General features: G+C 28.5%; 20 protein-coding genes. 19 read left to right on the forward strand and 1 reads right to left on the reverse strand.

Going from position 1 to position 20,872, the window contains the following annotated elements:
- Positions 1–7: 7 nt before the first annotated feature.
- The 4 genes from IR152_RS13495 to IR152_RS13510 all read left to right on the forward strand — a co-directional run bounded on the left by IR152_RS13495 (position 8) and on the right by IR152_RS13510 (position 5,850).
- A complete protein-coding gene (locus IR152_RS13495; RefSeq protein ID WP_227452466.1) occupies positions 8–1,162 on the forward strand; it encodes a trans-sulfuration enzyme family protein in 1,155 nt (384 codons plus the stop codon).
- Between the two features lie 50 nt (positions 1,163–1,212).
- Complete coding sequence (locus IR152_RS13500; protein ID WP_227452467.1) at positions 1,213–2,442, forward strand: MFS transporter; 1,230 nt, start codon at positions 1,213–1,215, stop codon at positions 2,440–2,442.
- A gap of 781 nt (positions 2,443–3,223) precedes the next feature.
- Positions 3,224–4,639, forward strand: coding sequence for an MBOAT family O-acyltransferase (locus tag IR152_RS13505; RefSeq protein WP_227452468.1), 1,416 nt, complete (start codon positions 3,224–3,226; stop codon positions 4,637–4,639).
- Positions 4,640–4,653: 14 nt separating this feature from the next.
- Entirely contained in the window at positions 4,654–5,850 is a 1,197-nt protein-coding gene (locus tag IR152_RS13510; RefSeq protein WP_227452469.1) for a DHHW family protein, read from the forward strand.
- A gap of 13 nt (positions 5,851–5,863) precedes the next feature.
- On the opposite strand, the gene IR152_RS13515 is transcribed toward IR152_RS13510, so the two are convergent.
- Positions 5,864–6,619: an SGNH/GDSL hydrolase family protein gene (locus IR152_RS13515; RefSeq protein ID WP_227452470.1), complete on the reverse strand. Its 756-nt coding sequence runs from the start codon at positions 6,617–6,619 to the stop codon at positions 5,864–5,866.
- 482 nt (positions 6,620–7,101) lie between these two features.
- Here IR152_RS13515 and IR152_RS13520 point away from each other — a divergent pair, with 482 nt between their 5' ends.
- The 15 genes from IR152_RS13520 (at position 7,102) to ftsH (ending at position 20,754) form a co-directional block, all read left to right on the forward strand.
- A complete protein-coding gene (locus IR152_RS13520) occupies positions 7,102–7,812 on the forward strand; it encodes a UPF0489 family protein (protein WP_227452471.1) in 711 nt (236 codons plus the stop codon).
- Between the two features lie 115 nt (positions 7,813–7,927).
- Entirely contained in the window at positions 7,928–8,425 is a 498-nt protein-coding gene (locus IR152_RS13525; RefSeq protein ID WP_227452472.1) for an SEC-C metal-binding domain-containing protein, read from the forward strand.
- A 9-nt stretch (positions 8,426–8,434) separates the two neighbouring features.
- Entirely contained in the window at positions 8,435–8,596 is a 162-nt protein-coding gene (locus tag IR152_RS13530; RefSeq protein ID WP_227452473.1) for a hypothetical protein, read from the forward strand.
- Positions 8,597–8,705: 109 nt separating this feature from the next.
- Positions 8,706–9,647, forward strand: a complete 942-nt coding sequence (locus tag IR152_RS13535) for a dipeptidase (RefSeq protein WP_227452474.1) — start codon at positions 8,706–8,708, stop codon at positions 9,645–9,647.
- 83 nt (positions 9,648–9,730) lie between these two features.
- On the forward strand, positions 9,731–10,591 hold the full coding sequence (gene yabG / locus IR152_RS13540) for a sporulation peptidase YabG (protein WP_227452475.1): 861 nt from the start codon (positions 9,731–9,733) through the stop codon (positions 10,589–10,591).
- A 147-nt stretch (positions 10,592–10,738) separates the two neighbouring features.
- The gene (locus IR152_RS13545; protein WP_227452476.1) at positions 10,739–11,005 is read left to right on the forward strand and encodes a Veg family protein; all 267 of its coding nucleotides are present in this window, start codon (positions 10,739–10,741) and stop codon (positions 11,003–11,005) included.
- Positions 11,006–11,097: 92 nt separating this feature from the next.
- Complete coding sequence (locus tag IR152_RS13550) at positions 11,098–12,648, forward strand: DUF3794 and LysM peptidoglycan-binding domain-containing protein (RefSeq protein WP_227452477.1); 1,551 nt, start codon at positions 11,098–11,100, stop codon at positions 12,646–12,648.
- Between the two features lie 117 nt (positions 12,649–12,765).
- Positions 12,766–13,656 carry a 4-(cytidine 5'-diphospho)-2-C-methyl-D-erythritol kinase gene (ispE, locus tag IR152_RS13555; protein ID WP_227452478.1) on the forward strand — a complete coding sequence of 297 codons (891 nt, stop codon included), beginning with the start codon at positions 12,766–12,768 and terminating at the stop codon, positions 13,654–13,656.
- Positions 13,640–14,320, forward strand: a complete 681-nt coding sequence (locus tag IR152_RS13560; RefSeq protein WP_227452479.1) for a GntR family transcriptional regulator — start codon at positions 13,640–13,642, stop codon at positions 14,318–14,320. The genes ispE and IR152_RS13560 overlap by 17 nt, the downstream gene beginning before the upstream one ends.
- 210 nt (positions 14,321–14,530) lie before the next feature.
- Entirely contained in the window at positions 14,531–15,190 is a 660-nt protein-coding gene (spoIIR, locus tag IR152_RS13565; RefSeq protein WP_227452480.1) for a stage II sporulation protein R, read from the forward strand.
- A gap of 50 nt (positions 15,191–15,240) precedes the next feature.
- Positions 15,241–15,726: a cell wall hydrolase gene (locus tag IR152_RS13570; protein WP_227452481.1), complete on the forward strand. Its 486-nt coding sequence runs from the start codon at positions 15,241–15,243 to the stop codon at positions 15,724–15,726.
- A gap of 201 nt (positions 15,727–15,927) precedes the next feature.
- Positions 15,928–16,734, forward strand: a complete 807-nt coding sequence (gene murI, locus IR152_RS13575; RefSeq protein WP_227452482.1) for a glutamate racemase — start codon at positions 15,928–15,930, stop codon at positions 16,732–16,734.
- A 16-nt stretch (positions 16,735–16,750) separates the two neighbouring features.
- Positions 16,751–17,179 carry a DUF1934 domain-containing protein gene (locus IR152_RS13580; protein ID WP_311315445.1) on the forward strand — a complete coding sequence of 143 codons (429 nt, stop codon included), beginning with the start codon at positions 16,751–16,753 and terminating at the stop codon, positions 17,177–17,179.
- 182 nt (positions 17,180–17,361) lie between these two features.
- Positions 17,362–18,750 carry a tRNA lysidine(34) synthetase TilS gene (gene tilS / locus IR152_RS13585; protein ID WP_227452484.1) on the forward strand — a complete coding sequence of 463 codons (1,389 nt, stop codon included), beginning with the start codon at positions 17,362–17,364 and terminating at the stop codon, positions 18,748–18,750.
- A gap of 33 nt (positions 18,751–18,783) precedes the next feature.
- Entirely contained in the window at positions 18,784–20,754 is a 1,971-nt protein-coding gene (gene ftsH, locus IR152_RS13590) for an ATP-dependent zinc metalloprotease FtsH (protein ID WP_227452485.1), read from the forward strand.
- The last annotated feature ends 118 nt before the right edge of the window (positions 20,755–20,872 follow it).

The raw sequence follows: 20,872 nt of genomic DNA on the forward strand, positions 1-20,872 counted from the left end.
AATCAAAATGAGTAATAATATTAATCAAGATTTAGAGACAAAAATAATACATTGGGGACATAGTGCAGACCCAACAACAGGTGCATTAGCTACACCAATATGTCAAACAGCAACATTTGCTGCAAAGACAGTAGAACATTTTGAAGAGTTGTGTATGACATGGGGATATGTTTATACAAGAGAGTGTAATCCTACACTTACAGAGTTAGAGGATAAATTAGCTATGCTTGAAAATGCGGAAAGCGCTATATCTAGTACATCAGGTATGGGGGCAATAACATCTACTATATTGGCATTAGTAAAAAGTGGAGACCATATAGTTAGCTCAGATGGAATATTTTCACACACTAAACTATTTATGTCTGAGTTGTTATCTAAATTTGGAGTTGAAGTTACATTTGTAGATGCAGTAAATCCACAAAATGTAAAAGATGCAATGAAACCAAATACTAAGATAGTTTATATAGAAAGTCCCTTAAATCCATCATTAGATTTAGTAGATATAAAAACAATAGCAGAAATTGCTCATGAAAATAAAAGCTTAGCTATAGTTGATAGTACTTTTGGCACACCAATTATACAAAGACCGATAGATTTAGGTGCAGATTTAGTAATACATAGTCTTACTAAATTTATAAACGGACATGGGGATACTCTAGGGGGAGCAGTAGCAGGTTCAAAAGAATTAATAGATTTAGTTAGATGGCCAAGTCTATGTTGTTTTACAGGAGCATCTTTACCACCAATGAGTGCATGGATGATTTTAAGAGGTATGAAAACGTTAGATATGAGAATGAAAAAGCATTGTGAAAATGGATTAGCAGTGGCAGAGTTTTTAGAGAAAGAAGAAAATGTGGAATTAGTAAAATATCCAGCATTAAAATCTCATCCTCAATATGAGCTTTGTAAAACTCAAATGAATGGTTTAGGTGGAGGTGTAGTTTCATTTAAACTTAAGGATGGTATCAATGGTTTGACAAGAGACCAAGCTAGTAGAAGATTAATGAACTCTTTAGAGCTTGCTACAATAGCAACAAGTCTAGGAGAGGAACATACATTGGTTCAAATGAATGGAGAAAATCTAATAAGAATAGCTGTTGGATTAGAATCTTCGAATGATATAATAAATGACTTTAAACAAGCAATAGAAAAATTAAAATAAAACTATATGAATAAGATTATAAACAATAAAATTTTAAGGAGGGAAAATCAATGGAAAACAAAAGTAATGTTAAAAGATTTTTGATAATATTCATATTGGCATTTGGAACAACAGCTATGTATAGTTTACCATATATGAAATCATCATTTTATGACCCAATGCAACAAGCTTTAGCATTAAGTCATACACAAATAGGGAACTTATTAAGTTTATATGGATTAGTAGGAATGGTATCCTATTTTATAGGAGGATGGTTTGCAGATAGATTCTCAGTTAGAAAACTGATAACTTTTTCTTTAATTGCTTCAGGAGTACTTGGGTTTTATTTCTCAACATTCCCATCATATACTATGATACTTTTAATATTTGTATTATGGGGGTTTACAACAATATTAACTTTCTTCTCAGCATCTGTTAAGGTTGTTAGAATGCAAGGAAGTGAGTCAGAGCAAGGAAGAATATTTGGTTTTTATGAAGGATTATCAGGCGTATCAGGTACATTAATTTCTTTTATAGGTCTTTACTTCTTTGGTAAATTTGCTGAAATAACAGTAGGATTTAAATATGTAGTATGGTTATATTCTGCAGCATCTATAATATGTGGTATACTTCTATTTTTCTTAGTAGAAGAGAAAAAAGATAGTGGAGCATCAGATGAAGGATTAAGCATTAAATCATTACTAAAAGTAGTTACAATGCCAAAGGCATGGTTAATTGGTCTTATAATATTTTCCACTTATTTAGTATTCTCAAGCTTAACTTATTTAAGCCCATACTTATCAGAAGTTTATGTAATGCCAATGACTCTAGTTTCTGCTCTATCAATAATCAGAACTTATGTTATAAAAATGGGAGCATCTCCAGTTGCTGGTGTCATAACAGATAAAGTTGGGTCATCTATAAGAGTAATGTTTGTAGGATTTATACTAATGACAGTAAGTACAGCTGCTTACTTGGTGATTCCTAAGAGTGCAGGATTTATATGGATAGCTGTAATAAATATGATAATACTAAGTGTAATATTATTTGGATTTAGAGGTATATACTTTGCATCTGTTTCAGAGTCTAATATATCTTTAGAAACTACAGGAGCAGTAGTTGGATTTGCTTCATTTATAGGATTTTCTCCAGATGCGTTTTATTATACTATTGCAGGTAATTGGTTAGATAAATATGGACAAACAGGTTATACGTATATATTCATTTTATCTGTGGTATGTGCAGTTATAGGTATATTTGCTACTTATGCTTTAAATAAAATAAATAAAAGAGAAAAATAGGAATTTGGGGAACAAGGTTGTTTAATAACAAGATTGCTTAAATACTTATAATTATTTATATGGGGATGACTCAGATTTTAATTTTGAGACATCTCCTTTTACTTTTTTGTACAACAAATAGAAAATGGATTCTAAGAGCCCCTTTTCTATGTGATAATTGTTCTGTGAAAAAGCAAAAACAATATTATGATTATAGCAAATACGGGTGTTATAAATAAGTGGTATTTCCATTAGACATTTAAAAAATTATTATAGAGGATGATTCAGTAAGACTACTTAACCTAATTTTAGTTTATGCATATATACTATGTTCAAAAACTTCTAGACGCTACTCATTATTATAAGGTTTTGTGTCGGGAGGGGGATGTATAAAGTATATTTTTGATAAAAGAGATGTAAATAATTACAATTAGATTGAAACTATTTGCAAAATATATTTTTTATTTTATTATGTTAAGTTATAATATTAATGTAGATAGGCTCATAGCAAGAAAAATATTGTGATTTTATGCGTATATATCAGTACATATTTATAAGTATGTCCAAAATAACCTTTATGATTATCAAGCGATGGATTTAATTATAAAATTAAGTCCTACTATTACTTAAATTTACAAGCCAACCCATTTCGTACCTAAATATAACTATGTTAGTCCACCGCTATACATTTTTTTAAAACAAAGTTTGTTCAAATGTAGTTATACAATAAAATAGGTCTATAAATGGGTCAATTAAAGGAGGTGAATATATCAATTAAAGGGATTTAAATTGATATAAAAATATGATTTTTAGTAGCTTAACATTTTTGTTCGCGTTTTTACCTGTAGTTTTTATACTTTACTATTTAGTTAATGATAAACTTAAAAATTTTGTGTTATTACTTGCAAGCCTATTTTTTTATGCATGGGGGGAACCTAGATATATATTCTTAATGCTTGGGTCTATAGCAGCCAATTATATATTTGGACTTAAAATATCTTCAGATAATAAGAAAGAAAAGAAATTATGGTTAACATTATCTGTGATTTTTAACATATCATTATTGGTGATTTTTAAATATTCTAATTTCTTTGTAGACAATCTTAATGCGTTATTTAATATTCATATAAGCATTCCAACAATAGCACTACCTTTAGGTATATCATTTTTTACATTCCAAACAATGAGTTATGTAATTGATGTGTACAGAAAAGACGCAAATGTTCAAAGAAATATATTTGACTTAGCTCTATATATAAGCTTATTCCCACAACTTGTAGCAGGTCCTATAGTTAGGTATCAAACAGTAGATGATCAAATAAGTAAAAGGACTCACTCTAATGAAAAATTTGCAGTTGGAGTAAATAGATTTGTATGTGGTCTAGCTAAGAAAGTTATTTTATCAAATCAACTTGGTGTGGTAGCAGATGGAGTTTTTTCAGCAAATATAGCTAATCTTTCAATAGCTGAATCGTGGCTGGGAATAATATGCTATACACTTCAAATATACTTTGATTTTTCAGGTTACAGTGATATGGCTATAGGTCTTGGTAAAATGTTTGGATTTGATTTTCTTGAAAACTTCAACTATCCATATATATCGCAATCTGTATCTGAATTTTGGAGAAGATGGCATATATCGCTAAGTAGTTGGTTTAGAGACTATGTATACATACCTTTAGGTGGCAATAGAGTTTCTCCTATTAAGCAATATACAAATTTATTTGTGGTATGGTCTTTAACAGGAATATGGCATGGAGCTAATTGGACATTTCTTACATGGGGTATATATTATGGAATCTTAATTAGTATAGAAAAAGTATTTTTAGGTAAATTACTAAAAAAGGTACCACAGATATTTAGACATATATACTTAGTACTAATAGTAATGATTGGATGGGTCTTTTTCAGAGCAGATAATATGGTACAAGCATCTGAATTTATACAAGTTTTATTTGGAGTTGGCTCAAGTCCAATATACAATAACTCCTTTATTATGTATATAAATGAGTATGGATATATTATAATTTTATCTATTATATTTGCAATACCTATAATACCTAAACTTAAGTCAATATTAAAATCAAAAGCTAAAAAGCTGATTGAAAGTAATTTTATATATGCACTTCACTCAATTTTTTTAGTGTCACTAATGTTTATAGTAGTTGTAATATTGATAAATTCTACATATAATCCATTTTTATACTTCAGATTCTAGAGGAGGAAATTAAAATGAATAATAAGAAATCAAAATGGATATCCATTCCTTTTGTAGTTATAATAATAGGAATATTCTTTATACACATAATAAGTAAAGATAAAGAAATTAGTGAATCTGAAAATCGAACGTTGGCTCAAAAACCAACCCTACAAGATTGCAAATCTGGAAAATATACAAGCAAATTTGAAAGTTATTTTTCAGACCAGTTTCCATTTAGAGAAGAGTTATCTGAAATATACTCTAGGGCACAAATAGTTCTTGGTAAGAATAAAATTAAAAGCTATTATCTACTAGATGATAACTGGATTATGCCAACACCATCAAAATTAATGTCTGAAAAAGAATTAAAAGATGCTGCAAATGAAATAAATGAATTATCCAAAATAGCAGCTGATTCAAATAAAAAAGTTTATTATACTTCTACTCCAAATAAAGAAAGTATGCTAGCACATTTATACCCAAAATATACTGATGGGCTAAAAAATGATATTAATAATAAAAATGCTTTCAAAAGTTATTTGGATTTAGAAACTATAAACGATATAGATGTAGATGAACATTTTCTAAAAGAATTTAATGAATCTCAACGAGAAGATTTGTATTTTAAAACAGACCATCACTGGAATGGAATAGGAGCTTATGAAGGCTTTAAATTTATAATTGAAGATATGAATATAGTAAATAATGCTTCTTGGGATAACTATACTCAAACAATGTATGATAAAGGATATTTTCTAGGAAGTTACAATAAAAATTTAAATAAACTAGTTAAAGAAGATGAGACTATTCCATACGTTCATCTAAAGGATAAGCCTAATTACGAATACTATAAATTTGATGGAAAAACAGAAACAAAATGCAAGGAAGAAGATGTTATAGCTACTCGTAAAAATGAAGAAGATATTTTATATGGTGGTGCATATATGTTTGGTAATGCTTGCTCTATTTTAAAAATTAGAAATGAAGATGCATTATCTGATAAAAAAATACTTATCATAAGAGATTCATATCAAGCTCCTACATCATGGTTATTCGCGGACATATTCTCAGAGGTGCAACTAGTAGATCCTAGATATATTGATAAACTTGATATATCTATTGATGATATTATAAGAGATAGTGATGCTGATTTAGTAATGTTTATGTATAATACAAGGGATTCTAAAATGATGATAGATGTAATGAAAGAACAAAGGGAGAAGAGTTAATCTTCTCTCTTTGTTATATACTTAATAAAAATCTATACATTTTCTCTGATATACGATCATATCCAACATCATTTGGATGAAGACCATCTCTTGTAAATGTACTCATATTCTCTTTTGATATACCGCCTTCAGAGTATAAATCTAATACAGGAAGCGAATACATTTCACCTAAAGATTTTATAACATTTACATAATCTATTAGCTTACTTCCAACTTCATTGGTAAAGTTAATATCATATCCATCACGAATTCTTTGGGGAGGAGTAATCAAAACCAAATCTATACTAGGATTTGATGACAATATTTTCTCTATTAATAGCTGATATGATCCTGTAAAGGTAGTTTCATCAAACTTAGCACTTCCACTCGCTTTAATTTTTCCAAGCTTTTTATTATACCTAAAATCATTCGTTCCAATAAAAATTGTCGCCAAGTCGTATACTTTATAATCAATTGTTTTTCCAAGTGTATATGTTGACTTGTTTTTAGATTGGGATGCCATTGTTTGACCATTTTTACTAATATTATCAATTCTTGAGAACCCTAATATGTTCTTAAGTTTATCCTGATATCCATTAGCCCTTGTTATACTATCACCTAGAGTTATCCATGACTTGCCCTTCCACTTGTTAAAGTACATCAATTCTAACGATGTATTGTTTTGTGTATCACTAAATACAGGTGATGAATTATTTAAATCAATTAATGTATATGAAGTAATACAGCTAACTACTGCAACTAATAAAAAACATATGGTGCTCTTTTTCATATAATACCACTCCTATATGTTTTATTATGTATTGAGTATTTATAAATTATTCCTACCATAATTTAGATACAAATAAAGCAGAAAATTTATGGATACCTCAAATATACCTATAAAAATTGGAATAAAATATATAAATATATTGCTTTGCCTGGTTTGTATTGTTATTCTTTTTTTAAGTGGTGAAAATAAATGAAATGGATATTTCTTTGACTGACGGAAATGACTTTGTGGTTTGCAAGGATTGAATGTTACAAAGTTTTCACTAAACTTAAGGAACATAGTCAAGATAATATTAAAAGTAAATTAGGAGTTTTACTTAAAATGAATCATTTTATTCAGGTAGAAGGAGTCTTAGGTGTTACAAAATAAAATTATAAATTTAAGAGATTTCTTATGAGAGGTTATAAATTTATCTATGAGGAAAATATAAAAATAGGTGAATTTATGCTTATATATTATAACAATGGAGGAATTTAATTTTTATGGAAAACTATGAATATATTGGATTTCATATAAAAAAACCAGTTGGAAATAATGTGTTTTCATATGAAACACGAGAAGATAAGAGTATATATGTTCCAAAACTTATAAGTGGAACATTGAATGATGTGAAGTTAGGTGATGAAGTAGTATTTAATGAGATTGAAGAGGGTAAAGAGATAAAAGCAAAAGGTCTGGAGAATATGGTTGAATATGTCCTGGGAAATAAAAAGATATATGTGTTTGATAATCATAACCATGCATTTTATTTTTGGATAAGGTCTCTGATGAAAAATGAGTTTACAAAGGGGTGTAAGTTAGTACATGTGGATCAGCATAAGGATACTAGAGAGCCTGATAACTATAATGTAGATATAAATAATATGAGGGATGTATTTAGATATACAAATGAAGTTTTAAATGTAGGTAGTTTTATAAAGCCAGCACTAAGATACAATGTATTTTCAGAATTAATAATAATAGATAGTTCATATGGATTTGATTTAGATATAGAGTCAGAGTTTGTTCTTGATATAGATTTAGATATATTTTCAAGCGATATGGATTATATACCATTTGATTTTAAGCTAGAAAAGATACAAAATTTAATTAAAAAAGCTAAAGTAATAACAATTGCTACAAGCCCTTACTTTATAAACCAAGAGTATGCTATAAAAGTATTAAAAGAATTGTTTAATTATGATATAATATAGGAGTTAACTTTAAATAGAATATGGTATAATTAAAAAAGAAGAAACTTCCAATCTAACTAAAAGATTTTATACTATAAAAACTATAAAAATATAGGTATACTTAGGAGGAAAAAGTATGAGTTTATATACTGAATGGAGAAATTTAAGTGATAATCATGAAAGTCAAGAAGAAGAGGTAAAATTTTGGGAAGAATATTTAAAAGTTGAAGCTGGAATATACAATGAAATATTAAATAATAAAATGGATGTTGTTGAAGGTAAAGTAAGCGAATTAGCTGAAAAGTTTGGAACTACTAATGAATTTTTCATGGGATTCATAGACGGAATAAGTGAAAGTTTAAAAGAAGATATAGTTTTAGAAGATGTAGAAACTGATAAAGAAGTTTCTATAAAAATAGATTGGGAAAAATTATATAACAATATGGTAACTGTTGAAGCTCATTGGTTATATAATTTACAAGGTTGGGAAGATATACTACCAGCAGACCAAAGAAAAGAAATAATAAAGGCTTATAAGAAATCTAAAACAATAGTTAAAGAAGCAAAAATAGGAAGAAACGATTCATGCCCATGTGGAAGTGGAAAAAAATATAAGAAATGTTGTGGAAAGTAAGGTAGTATCATGTTTATTTTAAGATTTGCAGATGATGATGACAATTTATCAGTTAAAGATTTTACATCTTTAACTGATTTAAAAAAATATATTAGTGAAAATGATATAGATAAAACATGGCATCAAATTGAAGAAGTTAAAAAAGTAATACCTAATTTAAAAGAAGAATAAGATTAAGTAATATAAAAAAGAATATTAAAAAATAGTTGTCAATAGTTGTCTATAAGGACAGCTATTTCTATTTTTAGATATAAATATAAAATATGCAGGGGGTATAAATATGAAATTTATTGATTTACATTGTGATACTATAGCAAAATTAATGGAAAATGTAGAAACAAGTGAACTTAAGTCTAATAAATATTCTGTTGATATAGACAGATTGAAAAAGGGGGATTCGTTAGCTCAAACATTTGCTCTTTTTGTTGATACTGAAGAAGTAAAGCATCCTTTTGATTATTGTATGAGCATGGCAAATAAATTTCATGAGGAAATGAAAAAAAATAGTGATGTAATAGCTTTAGCTACTAACTATGAAGAAATTATGAAAAACCAATCAGAAGGTAAACTTACAGCACTTTTATCTATTGAGGAAGGTGCAGTACTTGAAGGTAAACTAGAAAATTTAAAGAAATTTTACGACTTAGGGGTTAGAATGATGACAATAAGTTGGAATCATGTGAATGAATTGAGTTTTCCTCATAATAAAGTAGAATATAGAGAAAAAGGACTTACTAATTTTGGAAGAGAAGTGGTACATAAAATGAATGAATTGGGAATGCTAGTTGATGTTTCTCATATTTCAGATGGTGGATTTTATGAAATTGCAAAGCTTTCTTCTAAACCAATAATTGCTACACATTCTAATTCAAGAGCAATGATGAATCATTCTAGAAATCTAACTGATGATATGATTAAAGTATTAGCAAATAAAGGTGGAGTTACAGGTATAAATTTCTTCCATTTATTTTTAAGTGATAATAAAAGCGAAAGTAAACTTGAAGATATGGTTAGACATATAAAACACATTGTAAATGTTGGAGGAATAGATGTTGTATCTCTAGGTTCAGATTTTGATGGAATAGATTCAAAGGTTGAGATTGAAGATATATCTCAGATGGGTAAATTGTATGAACCTCTAAAAAAAGAAGGATTTAGTGAAGATGAGATAGAAAAGATATACTATAAAAATGCTTTAAGAGTGATAAAAGAAGTATTATAAGAAATGTTTTTTTGACATTAGGAAACAAAGTTTTATATCGAACATAGTATAAACTAAGATAAAAATTTATTGGAGGTTTAACTATGAAGGTAGGAGACATTGTAGCTAGAAAGTCACATAACAAAGATATAGTATTTAAAATAGTCTCTTTTGGTGTAGATGAAAATAATGAGAAAATAGCTATACTAAAGGGAATTGCATTTAGAGTAATAGCAGATGCTTATATTGATGACTTAGAACTAGTAAAAGCACCTGATATAAAAGATATATTAATAGATAAAAATGTAGAAAATTTATTATATAAGTCAGTAAGAAAAGCTAAAGAAAGACAAAAAAGAATGACAAGAGCAGTTCCAAAACTTCAATTAAATCCTAACACATATGGAATGCCTGGAAAGGTATTACAGATAGATGGAGATAAGGAATATTTAAAAATTTGCTTGGATATATATGCTCAACTTGGAATACCTGCAGTAGGTGTAGCCGTCTCAGAACAAAATCAGTATAAAGAAGTAAGAGCATTACTAGAAAAATATAATCCGGATATACTAGTAATAACAGGTCATGATGCAATGACAATAAAAAGAGGTGATATAGAAGATATGAGTAACTATAGAAACTCTTTAAATTTTATTAAAACAGTAAAAGAAGCACGTAAATGGCAACCAAATTTGGATAATCTTGTTATATTTGCAGGAGCATGCCAATCAAATTATGAAAAAATAATAAGTGCAGGAGCAAATTATGCAAGTTCACCTGGAAGAATAATGATACATGCTTTAGACCCTGTTTTTGTAGTGGAGAAAATTGCTTGTTCAAGAATTGATGTAGTAGTGCCTATTGATGAGGTTATAGAGCAGACTATTACAGGTGTTAAGGGTATTGGTGGTTCTGAAACAAGAGGAAAATTTAGATGGGCAATGCCAAAAACAATACTACATTAACAAAAATTAGCATAATTATACTGTATATCTTCAAAAATAGTATTGACATTTTTGCAAAAAATATATAAAATAATTAGTTTAAACATTTGACAAAAATGTTTATATGTGATATTATGTAAACATATAAACGTTAAAGAAGGTGATATTGTGGCTACTGTTCAAACTCTAGACAAGATAAGAGTAAGCTTAGAGAGACATATAGGAAAGAAAATATTGTTGAAAGCTAATAAAGGAAGAAAGCAGATTATTACAAAAGAGGGTATACTAGAAAAAGTTTATCCAAGCGTGTTTGTTATAAAATTAGATGATGAAATTAATGGGTATCCTAGAGTATCTTATAGTTACTCAGACTTATTAACATCTAATGTAAAGTTGCAAGTTTTTAGAGATCAAGATAAATTACAGATAAGTTAAAATTATACCTATTAAAAATAGGTGTAATTTTTTTTTTGCTCCTTAAATATAAATATAGTGTGATATTTTTATAATACTCAAGGAGGTAAGCTATGGAATTAATTAAAGATGTAATTAAGGTTGACAATAGAATAGACTTTGGAAAATTTCAAACATTCATCGAGGCGGAGGCAGTTGTACCAGACAAAAAATTAGATGTATATGAAATTGTAAAAACAGAAGGATACATATCACTTAAAAAAATTGAGATGGCAGATGGGAAGATACTTTGTAGAGGAAGTTTTAATTATAATGTAATCTATATTGCAGATGACAAAAATACTATTTCTAATGTAGACGGAAAAGTAGATATAAACGAGGTAATAGAAAAAGATAATGTTGTTCAAGATATGGAATACATGTTATTTTCAGAAGTAGAGCATATGGATTGTACTATAATGAATGAGAGAAAAATTAAAGTAGGAGCTCTTATGAATATAAGAGGTAGTTTGTTTGAAAAGCAAAGATTAGACATTGTAAAAGATGTGGCACAGGTAGAAGGCATACAAAAACACAGAAAAGAAATCTGTTTTCAAGATATAGTTGGAATAGAAAAAGCAGAAAGTTCTATAAGAGATACTATAACTATAAACACAGAAGAAATTCAATCTATAATAAGTTTGAATCCATGTGTTAAAGTAAAAGAAAGTAGAGTAACTGACAATAAAGTTATTATTGGTGGAGTATTAGAAATAAATCCATTAGCTTGTACATATGAGGGTGAACTTGTAGAGTTGGATAGAGTAGGTATTGAGTTTACTCAATTTGTAGAAGTTCCGGGAGTTAGTGATGGTATGACTGAGGAAGTATTGTTGTCTATGTCAGACTTTAATCATATTTTCAAACAAAATAGTGAAAGTAATACAGGGCTTTTAGAAATAGATTGTGTGGTTTGTTGTAAAGTAAAGGTTACAGATGAAGTGACGAGAGAAGTATTACAAGATGCATATTCTCCTCAAAAAATAATAAAATTTGACCATAAACCTATTCAATTAAATAAGACTTTAAGAAATAGTGAAGAAACGTTTATGGTTAGAGAAGGCATAAGAAATGATAATGATGATATACAAATAAAAGATATTGTAAGCGTTTGTCCGACTATGTCTATAGAAAATAGCTATATTGAAGGAAATAAAAGCATTATACAAGGAATCATAAAAGTTGAAATTTTATTTGTTCCAGTTGAAGGTTTAAAATTAGTTTATAAAATTAGTGAAGAAATTCCATTTGAACATGATATAGAAATGGATAACTTAACTGATACAGCATCTGTTTTTAATACAGCATGTATTGATAAAGTTGAGGTTGATTTGAATAGAGACCAGATAGACTTGATTATAAAAATTAAGAGATTTACTGAAGCATTAGATAAGAAAGCAGAAAACTTTATTATCAAGGGTGAAGACCAAGGTGTATATGATTTATCTAAAGCTCCTAGCATAATCGTATATATATGTAAAGAAGGAGATACTTTCTGGAACATAGCAAAAAAATACAATACAACAGAAAATGAGATTGCAGAACTTAATGATATAAAACTTGACGAACCAATTAAGCCTGGCAAGTGTCTTATTTTAGAAAAAAAAGTCGTATTAGTAGACTAATGTTAAAAAATTTAAAGTAATTAAATATAATAGGGTATTATAATACCCTATTATTTTATTTTTTGTAGTATAATATTATTGTTAGTGATGCATTATTCTTTAAACAAGGAGGATAGAATGGATTTTATAAGACTAAAGAGTAGAGCAAAAATAAATTTATCCATTGATGTCTTAGGAAAAAGGCAAGACGGTTATCATTTTGTTGAAATGATAATGCAAACGATAGATTTATACGATATAGTAAAGATAAAAGAATTAGATGAAGATGAAGTAAAGGTAAAAAGCACTAGTTTAGATATTCCTTTAGATGAAGATAATATTGTTTATAAAGCTGCTAAAATACTTAAGAATAAATTTTATATAAAAAAAGGTGTAGAAATATTCATAGAAAAAAATATTCCTGTAGCAGCAGGAATGGCTGGAGGAAGTTCTAATGCAGCCGCAGTATTAGTAGGTCTAAATCAACTATGGGAACTTGGATTATCTGAAGATGAATTAAAAGAAATAGGATTTAATTTAGGAGCAGATGTTCCTTTTTGTATATCAGGAAGACCTGCTTTAGTTCAAGGTGTTGGAGAAAAGCTAACAAACATCAAAGGTTTACCATGTGATATAAATATATTAATATGCAAACCAGACTTATTCGTTTCTACTAAAGAAGTTTATCAAGGATTGGATTTGAATAATATTAAAAAAAGACCAAATAATAAATATTTGATAGAGTGTTTAAAATCTGAAGATATAAAAGCTGTATCAGAAAGCATGGTAAATATTCTTGAAAATGTTACTATAAGTAAACATAAAGAAATAAGTGATATAAAGCAAGTAATGATGAAAAATAATGCTTTAGGTTCTATGATGAGTGGAAGTGGTCCTACAGTTTTTGGACTATTCAAAAATAAAGAAGATGCTCTAATTGGAAAAAAAGAATTATTAAAAAAATATAAACAGGTGTATGTTGTTAATAGCAGTCAAAAAGGGGTTGAAATTTGTGGAGAATTTAACTAAACTGAACTTGGATAATTACAAGCCATTAAGAGATGTAGTCTTTGAGAATTTAAGAGAAGCAATCTTAGAAGGAAAATTAAAGCCTGGTCAAAGGCTAATGGAAGTGCAACTAGCAGAACAATTAGGAGTAAGTAGAACTCCAGTAAGAGAGGCAATAAGAAAGCTTGAATTAGAAGGTTTAGTTGTTATGTTGCCTAGGAAAGGTGCGTATGTGGCAAATATGTCATTAAAGGATATTATGGATGTATTAGAAGTAAGAGCAAGCTTAGAAGGCTTAGCAGCATATCTTGCCGCCGAAAGAATTAGTGATGAAGATATTAAAAAGCTTAAAGATATATCAGAAGAATTCAAGAAAAGTACTTTAGAATCCGATGTAGATGCGTTATTAAAACTTGATGTAGAATTTCATGAATGTATATTTAAAGCAACTAACAATAAAAAATTAATCCAACTAATAAACTCATTGTGGGAACAAGTATATAGATTTAGAGTTACTTACATGTCTGCTTATGATACATCACATAATATTGTTGAAGAACATAGATATTTACTTGATGCTATAATTAAAGGTGATAGTGAGTTATCTAAGAAGTACGCTACAGAGCATATAGAAAAAGCAGAGCAGTTTATGATAGATAAGGCTATGATTAGTAAAGACTTATAAAATATAAGGATTGGGGCTGTCACACTAGAAAATAGTGCTACGCCCTTTTTTTGTATAAAAAAATAAATCCCAAGTTCAAAAGAGCTCTCACAGAATAAATTTAATTTGCTCATACGACAGTCTTTTATTAATATTAAAAAATATTATGAATAAATTAAATTTAATTGGACATAATTGATGATATAAATTTATCTTAAGGGGGAATTTGCAATGAGAAAAATTAAGATTAGATTGGGACTATTAATATTAAGTCTTATATCAGTCATATCAATAATGACAATAGTAATAAATGGTGAGGTAAAAAAAGTAGACAATATATCAAAAGATTATAAAGATAAATTAATAAGATTTCATGTTATAGCAAATAGTAATACAGATAAAGACCAAGAACTTAAACTAAAAGTTAGAGATGAAGTAATAAAATATTTACAACCAAAGCTTCAAAATTCAAAAAGTATAAAAGAAAGTGAAGCTATTATAAAAAAGGAATATAGTAGCTTGGAAGAAATAAGCAAAAATATTATTCTTAAAAATGGATATAATTACAGTGTAAAGGTAGGTATACAATATAGCAATTTTCCTACTAAACAATATTCTAATATAGTTCTTCCAGCTGGTGAATATAAAGCATTAAAGATTATTATTGGAAAAGGTGAAGGAAAAAATTGGTGGTGTGTTATGTTCCCTCCACTATGCTTTGTTGATGAGTCTAATGGAGTAATAGATAAATCTACAGATGATAAGTTGAAAGAAGTTTTAACTGATAAAGAATATAAGTTAATAAAACAAGATACACCGAAGAAAACAAGTAGAGTAAAAATTAAGTTTAAAGTCCTTGAAGTAGTAAAGGATTTAGAGAAAAAATTTTAAAAATAAGATTGTAAGGAGTGGTTTTAATCATGGACAGGTGGAGTAAACTGATGGCTACACTATTAGCTTTGACTTTTATATTTATGCCTATTAAAGAGGTATTTGCATATGAACCAACAGAGAAGATTACGAAAGTAAATAAACAAGAAAAAAATATAGCAAAGAAAGAAGTCATAAATTTATCTGATGATGACTTGATGCTATTATCTAAGTTGGTTGCAGGAGAAGCTAGAGGAGAAAGTTATGAGGGACAGGTTGCTGTAGCAGCTGTAGTAATAAATAGAGTATTGGATTCTAGATTTCCAGACACAATAGAAGAAGTCATATATCAAAAAAATGCTTTCTCAGTTGTGCTTGATGGTTCAATAAAGATGGCACCAACAGACTCAGCATGTAAAGCAGCTCAAGAAGCTCTTTATGGAACTGACCCAACTAATAAAGCAGTATATTTCTGGAATCCAGAAATAGCCACTTGTAAGTGGATAAATAGACTAAATCCGTATATGAGAATAGGAAATCATGTATTTGCAAAATAAATTTTAATTTTTAAGTAGTGAAAGGAGTTGTCTTTTTATAGAAATTATTTTCTAATTTGAGATAGCTCCTTTATTTTTTGTGCAAAATAAACTATAATAATCATTTAGGTAATAATATATTAATTATGAATATAAATAAAAATTTTAGTGATAAACGAGTTGTTTTTAAACACAAAAATGTAAAGTAGGTGTTGTATAAAGATGAGCAATAAACCAATAGGAGTTTTTGATTCGGGATTAGGCGGATTAACAGTTTTAAAAGAGATAATGAAGATATTGCCAAATGAGAATATAATATATTTTGGAGATACTGCTAGAATACCATATGGTTCAAGATCTAAAGAGACTATAATTAAATATACTTTTCAAGCTATAAACTTTTTAAAAACAAAGGATGTAAAAGCTATAGTTATAGCATGTAACACTGCTACTGCAAGAAGTTTAAAAGAAGCTAAAGAAAAATATGATATACCAATAATTGGTGTTATAGAAGCAGGAGCTAGAACGGCTGTAAGTTCTACAAAAAACAAAATTGTAGGAATAATAGGAACTGAAGGAACTATAAGTTCAAAAGCATACAACTTGGAAATATCTAAAATAGATGAAAGTATAGAAATTGTTAATAAAGCATGCCCTCTATTCGTACCTATTGTTGAAGAAGGATGGGCAAATACAGAAGTAGCTAAATTGACAGCAAAGATATATTTACAAGAATTGAAAGAAAAAAATATAGATTCTTTAGTATTAGGATGTACTCATTATCCTATTTTGAAGAGAACAATCGGTGAAGAAGTTGGAGAACATATAAAACTAGTTAATCCAGCTAAAGAGACTGCTAAAGATTTAAAAACGATTTTAGAGGTGCAAAATATTATAAACAATACAGAAGTTCATGGAACTTATCAATATTATGTATCAGATATACATGAAAAATTTTCAGATATAGCGAGAGAATTTTTAAAGAAAAAAATTGATAAGATTCAAAACGTAGAAATACAAAAATACTAGTTTATATGAAGAATCTATGGAGGAAAAATCGTTGAGTGTAAAAATAAGTATAAATACTAGACAATATGATGAAAAAGGAAATATGGACACCATAGAGATAACTGCCTTTGGTAAAATTTTTTATAAAAATGATGGAATATATGTTATTTACAAGGAAAAGGAAGAAAACATAGAAATAACTAATACCATAAAGATACTTAAAAATGAAGTTAGTATAAAAAAGTTTGGTGCTATTAACTCAACAATGCTGTTTAAATGTGGAGAGAGTAGTACTACGAAGTATGTGACCCCACAAGGTACTTTATTAATTGATATTGATACAAGAGAATTAGATATAAATATACAAGAAGGGGAACACATAAAATTGAAAATAGATTATAATATAAAGATACAAGATTTATTTTTAGGTAGGAATAAAATAGATATATACATAGGTATTAAATAATAACTATAGCTATTTTCCAGAAATTTTATAAAGGTAGTGAAAAAACTACCTTTTATTTAATTTATTTGGTATTATTATATTTATATTAAACTTTAATTTCTTAAAATTGATACAAGGGTTTAGCGTTTTTTTATAGAAAGTATACTTAAAAGTGAATAAAACTAAGTGTAAGAGGGATAAATATGATATTTGATAAGGTACTAAGTACTATAAATAAACATAATTTAATACAAAAAGGCGATAAAATAGTTTTAGGTCTTTCTGGAGGACCTGATTCAGTTTGTTTATTGCATGTACTAAATAGATTAAAAAAAGATTTTAATATAGAAATATATGCAGCACATTTAAATCACCAAATAAGAGGGATAGAAGCTCAAAAAGATGCATTATATGTATCTAAACTTTGTGAGGATATGGGAATTATATTCTTTGTAAAGTCTATTAATGTACCAAAATATTGTGAAAATGAGGGATTATCATTAGAAGAAGGAGCAAGGAAGCTAAGATATGAAATGTTTTATGAAATTAAGGATAAGATTAAAGCCAATAAAATAGCAATAGGTCATAATCTCAATGACCAAGCCGAAACTGTTATGATGCGTATCATGAGAGGAACAGGTTTAAAAGGTCTAAAGGGAATTGATTATATTAGAGATAACTGCATAATTAGACCTATATTAGACGTAGAAAGAAGTGAGATAGAGGAGTATTGTGAAGCTTATAATTTAAATCCGAGAATAGATAAAACAAATTTAGAAAATATATACACTAGAAATAAGATAAGGTTAGACCTTTTACCATATATGAAGGATAATTTTAATTCAAATGTAATAGAATCTATAGTGAGGATGAGCAATAGTTTAAAAAGTGATAACGATTATATTGAGAAAGAGGCAGAGGCTAAATTTAGAGAAGTTTCAAATGTAAAAGAAAAAGGCTTTGTAGAGATAAATTTAGACGATTTTGTTTGTTTACATGAGGCTATCAAAGTTAGGGTTCTTAGAAATTCTATAAAACATATACTAGGAGATACTAATTTTGTTGACCAAAGACATATAGAAGATATAATGTCTTTAGAAGATAATTCAAAAGTAAATAAAATGTTAACTCTTCCAAGAAATATATTTGTTTATAGAAAAAAAGACAGTATAATATTAACCAATGAGGAAATTGTTAATGAGGAAATTGAATTTTATTACAATGTACCTAGTAATGGGTTTATTAAAATAAAAGAATTAAAACAAATTATTGAGACCCAAGTAATGAGTATAGATAGGTATAAAAGTATGAAATTAGACAATTCATCTAAAGGGTTTGATTTTAATAAGGTAAAAGGGGGTATAGTAATAAGGAGCAGAAGGCAAGGGGATAAGATAAAGCTTGCTATGGGAAGTAAAAAAGTGAAAGATTTATTCATAGATTTAAAAATCCCAAGAGAAGAAAGATGTAAAATTCCTATAATCACAGACAGTGAAGGAATAATATGTGTTGGAGATTATAAAATCAGTGAAAATTATAAAATTGATGAAAGAACAAAAGAAGTATTAAAAATTAATTTTAACAAATTATAGAGCAAAGCAATGTATGAAAGGAGGGCTTCTATATTGAATAAGTTGCTAAAAGGGGCAGGTTTTTATCTACTTGTTTTTATAATTATAGTAGGTATAGTTCAATTCTCAGGTAAGCCTACAGAAAAAATAAAAGATTTAAAGTTCTCTGAAGTATATAGAGAATTAACAGATGAGAATATATCAAGATTATACTTTGTAAATCAAACTTCTGTAGAAGGTACTATAAAAGATACAAATACAAAGTTTAAGTCATATGTTCCAACAGAAGTGATGGGAAATAAACTTGCAGATGAGGTGCTAGACCAAGCTAAGGCTGGAAAACTAACTTTTGGTGGTGAAGCTAAGCCATCTACACCTTGGTTTGTCGAAATGTTGCCTACATTACTGTTAATATTCTTCATGGTAATTCTTTGGTTCGTGTTTATGAATCAGTCTCAAGGTGGAGGCGGAAAGGTTATGAGCTTTGGTAAATCAAAAGCTAAGGTTCATAAAGATGATGAAAAAACTAGAGTTACATTTAAAGATGTAGCTGGGCTAGATGAGGAAAAAGAAGATTTACAAGAGGTAGTAGATTTCTTAAAGAACCCTAAGAAATATATTGAATTGGGTGCAAGAATACCAAAAGGGATGCTTATGGTAGGACCTCCTGGAACTGGTAAAACATATCTATCAAGAGCAGTTGCAGGAGAAGCAGGAGTTCCATTTTTTAGTATAAGTGGTTCTGATTTTGTTGAAATGTTTGTTGGGGTTGGTGCTTCGAGAGTAAGAGACTTATTTGAACAAGCTAAGAAAAGTGCTCCTGCTATAATCTTTATAGACGAGATTGATGCAGTTGGTAGAAAAAGAGGTGCAGGTCTTGGTGGAGGTCATGATGAAAGAGAGCAAACTCTTAATCAACTTCTAGTTGAGATGGATGGATTTGGAGTAAACCAAGGTATAATAATCATGGCAGCTACAAATAGACCAGATATACTTGACCCAGCTTTACTTAGACCAGGAAGATTTGACAGACAAGTTGTTGTTGGTACGCCAGATGTAAAAGGCAGAGAGGCTATATTTAAAGTTCACTCAAGAAATAAGCCATTAAGTGATGATGTAAAAATGGATGTTTTAGCTAGAAGAACACCAGGATTTACTCCTGCTGATATAGAGAACTTAATGAATGAAGCAGCTATACTAACAGCTAGAAAAAGAGAAAAGAAAATTAAGATGGCTACTATAGAAGAAGCTATAACAAAGGTTATAGCAGGTGTGGCTAAAAAATCAAAAGTAATAAGTGAAAAAGAAAGAAAACTTACAGCATATCATGAAGGAGGGCATGCAGTTTGTGCCCATGTACTTGAGGAAGTAAGCCCAGTTCACCAAGTTACAATAGTACCAAGAGGAAGAACTGGAGGATTTACAATGCAACTTCCTGTTGAAGATAAGTTCTATGCTACAAAAAATGAAATGAAAGAAAATATTGTAGTTTTACTTGGAGGTAGAGTAGCAGAAGAGTTAGTACTTAAAGATGTGTCTACAGGTGCTTCAAATGACTTGGAAAGAGTTACGGCTACTGCAAGAAGTATGGTAACAAAATATGGAATGAGCTCTAAGCTTGGTCCAATGTCATTTGATAGTGATGATGAAGTATTCTTAGGGAACAGCTTTTCAAGTAAGAGAAATTATTCTGAAGAAGTTGCTTTTGAGATAGACCAAGAAACAAAACGTATAGTTGATGGTGCATATGATAAGACAAGAAGTATATTACAAGAAAATATGGATAGATTAGAGTATGTGGCACAAGCTTTACTTATATATGAAACTCTAGATGCAGAGCAATTTGTAAAAGCGTTCAATAAAGAATTACCACTAAATGATATTGAAAATGCAATTACAGAGGAAAATTCTTCTAAAGAAATTGAAGAGCAATTGACTATAAAGTTAGAAAAAGATGAAGAAGAAAGAAACAATGTTATTGATATAAATAAAAATTTAGAAGATAAATCTGATGAAGATAAATAGTTTTAAAATATTGACCATTTTAAGAATATTATCTGATATGGATTAAATACTAAAACTGAAAGTATAATATTAAATTGATAAGCAAAGTATATTTGCATATGTTAATTTGATTGATACT

Origin of the sequence: Clostridioides sp. ES-S-0108-01 (assembly GCF_020662285.1) — a bacterium.
Lineage (GTDB): Bacteria > Bacillota > Clostridia > Peptostreptococcales > Peptostreptococcaceae > Clostridioides.

What these genes read in the sequence shown, in the direction of transcription:
- IR152_RS13495 (WP_227452466.1), top strand. Translation starts at nt 8, where the DNA reads ATGAGTAATAATATTAATCAAGATTTAGAGACAAAAATAATACATTGG.
- IR152_RS13500 (WP_227452467.1), top strand. Translation starts at nt 1,213, where the DNA reads ATGGAAAACAAAAGTAATGTTAAAAGATTTTTGATAATATTCATATTG.
- IR152_RS13505 (WP_227452468.1), top strand. Translation starts at nt 3,224, where the DNA reads ATGATTTTTAGTAGCTTAACATTTTTGTTCGCGTTTTTACCTGTAGTT.
- IR152_RS13510 (WP_227452469.1), top strand. Translation starts at nt 4,654, where the DNA reads ATGAATAATAAGAAATCAAAATGGATATCCATTCCTTTTGTAGTTATA.
- IR152_RS13515 (WP_227452470.1), bottom strand. Translation starts at nt 6,619, where the DNA reads ATGAAAAAGAGCACCATATGTTTTTTATTAGTTGCAGTAGTTAGCTGT.
- IR152_RS13520 (WP_227452471.1), top strand. Translation starts at nt 7,102, where the DNA reads ATGGAAAACTATGAATATATTGGATTTCATATAAAAAAACCAGTTGGA.
- IR152_RS13525 (WP_227452472.1), top strand. Translation starts at nt 7,928, where the DNA reads ATGAGTTTATATACTGAATGGAGAAATTTAAGTGATAATCATGAAAGT.
- IR152_RS13530 (WP_227452473.1), top strand. Translation starts at nt 8,435, where the DNA reads ATGTTTATTTTAAGATTTGCAGATGATGATGACAATTTATCAGTTAAA.
- IR152_RS13535 (WP_227452474.1), top strand. Translation starts at nt 8,706, where the DNA reads ATGAAATTTATTGATTTACATTGTGATACTATAGCAAAATTAATGGAA.
- yabG (WP_227452475.1), top strand. Translation starts at nt 9,731, where the DNA reads ATGAAGGTAGGAGACATTGTAGCTAGAAAGTCACATAACAAAGATATA.
- IR152_RS13550 (WP_227452477.1), top strand. Translation starts at nt 11,098, where the DNA reads ATGGAATTAATTAAAGATGTAATTAAGGTTGACAATAGAATAGACTTT.
- ispE (WP_227452478.1), top strand. Translation starts at nt 12,766, where the DNA reads ATGGATTTTATAAGACTAAAGAGTAGAGCAAAAATAAATTTATCCATT.
- spoIIR (WP_227452480.1), top strand. Translation starts at nt 14,531, where the DNA reads ATGAGAAAAATTAAGATTAGATTGGGACTATTAATATTAAGTCTTATA.
- IR152_RS13570 (WP_227452481.1), top strand. Translation starts at nt 15,241, where the DNA reads ATGGCTACACTATTAGCTTTGACTTTTATATTTATGCCTATTAAAGAG.
- murI (WP_227452482.1), top strand. Translation starts at nt 15,928, where the DNA reads ATGAGCAATAAACCAATAGGAGTTTTTGATTCGGGATTAGGCGGATTA.
- IR152_RS13580 (WP_311315445.1), top strand. Translation starts at nt 16,751, where the DNA reads ATGGAGGAAAAATCGTTGAGTGTAAAAATAAGTATAAATACTAGACAA.
- tilS (WP_227452484.1), top strand. Translation starts at nt 17,362, where the DNA reads ATGATATTTGATAAGGTACTAAGTACTATAAATAAACATAATTTAATA.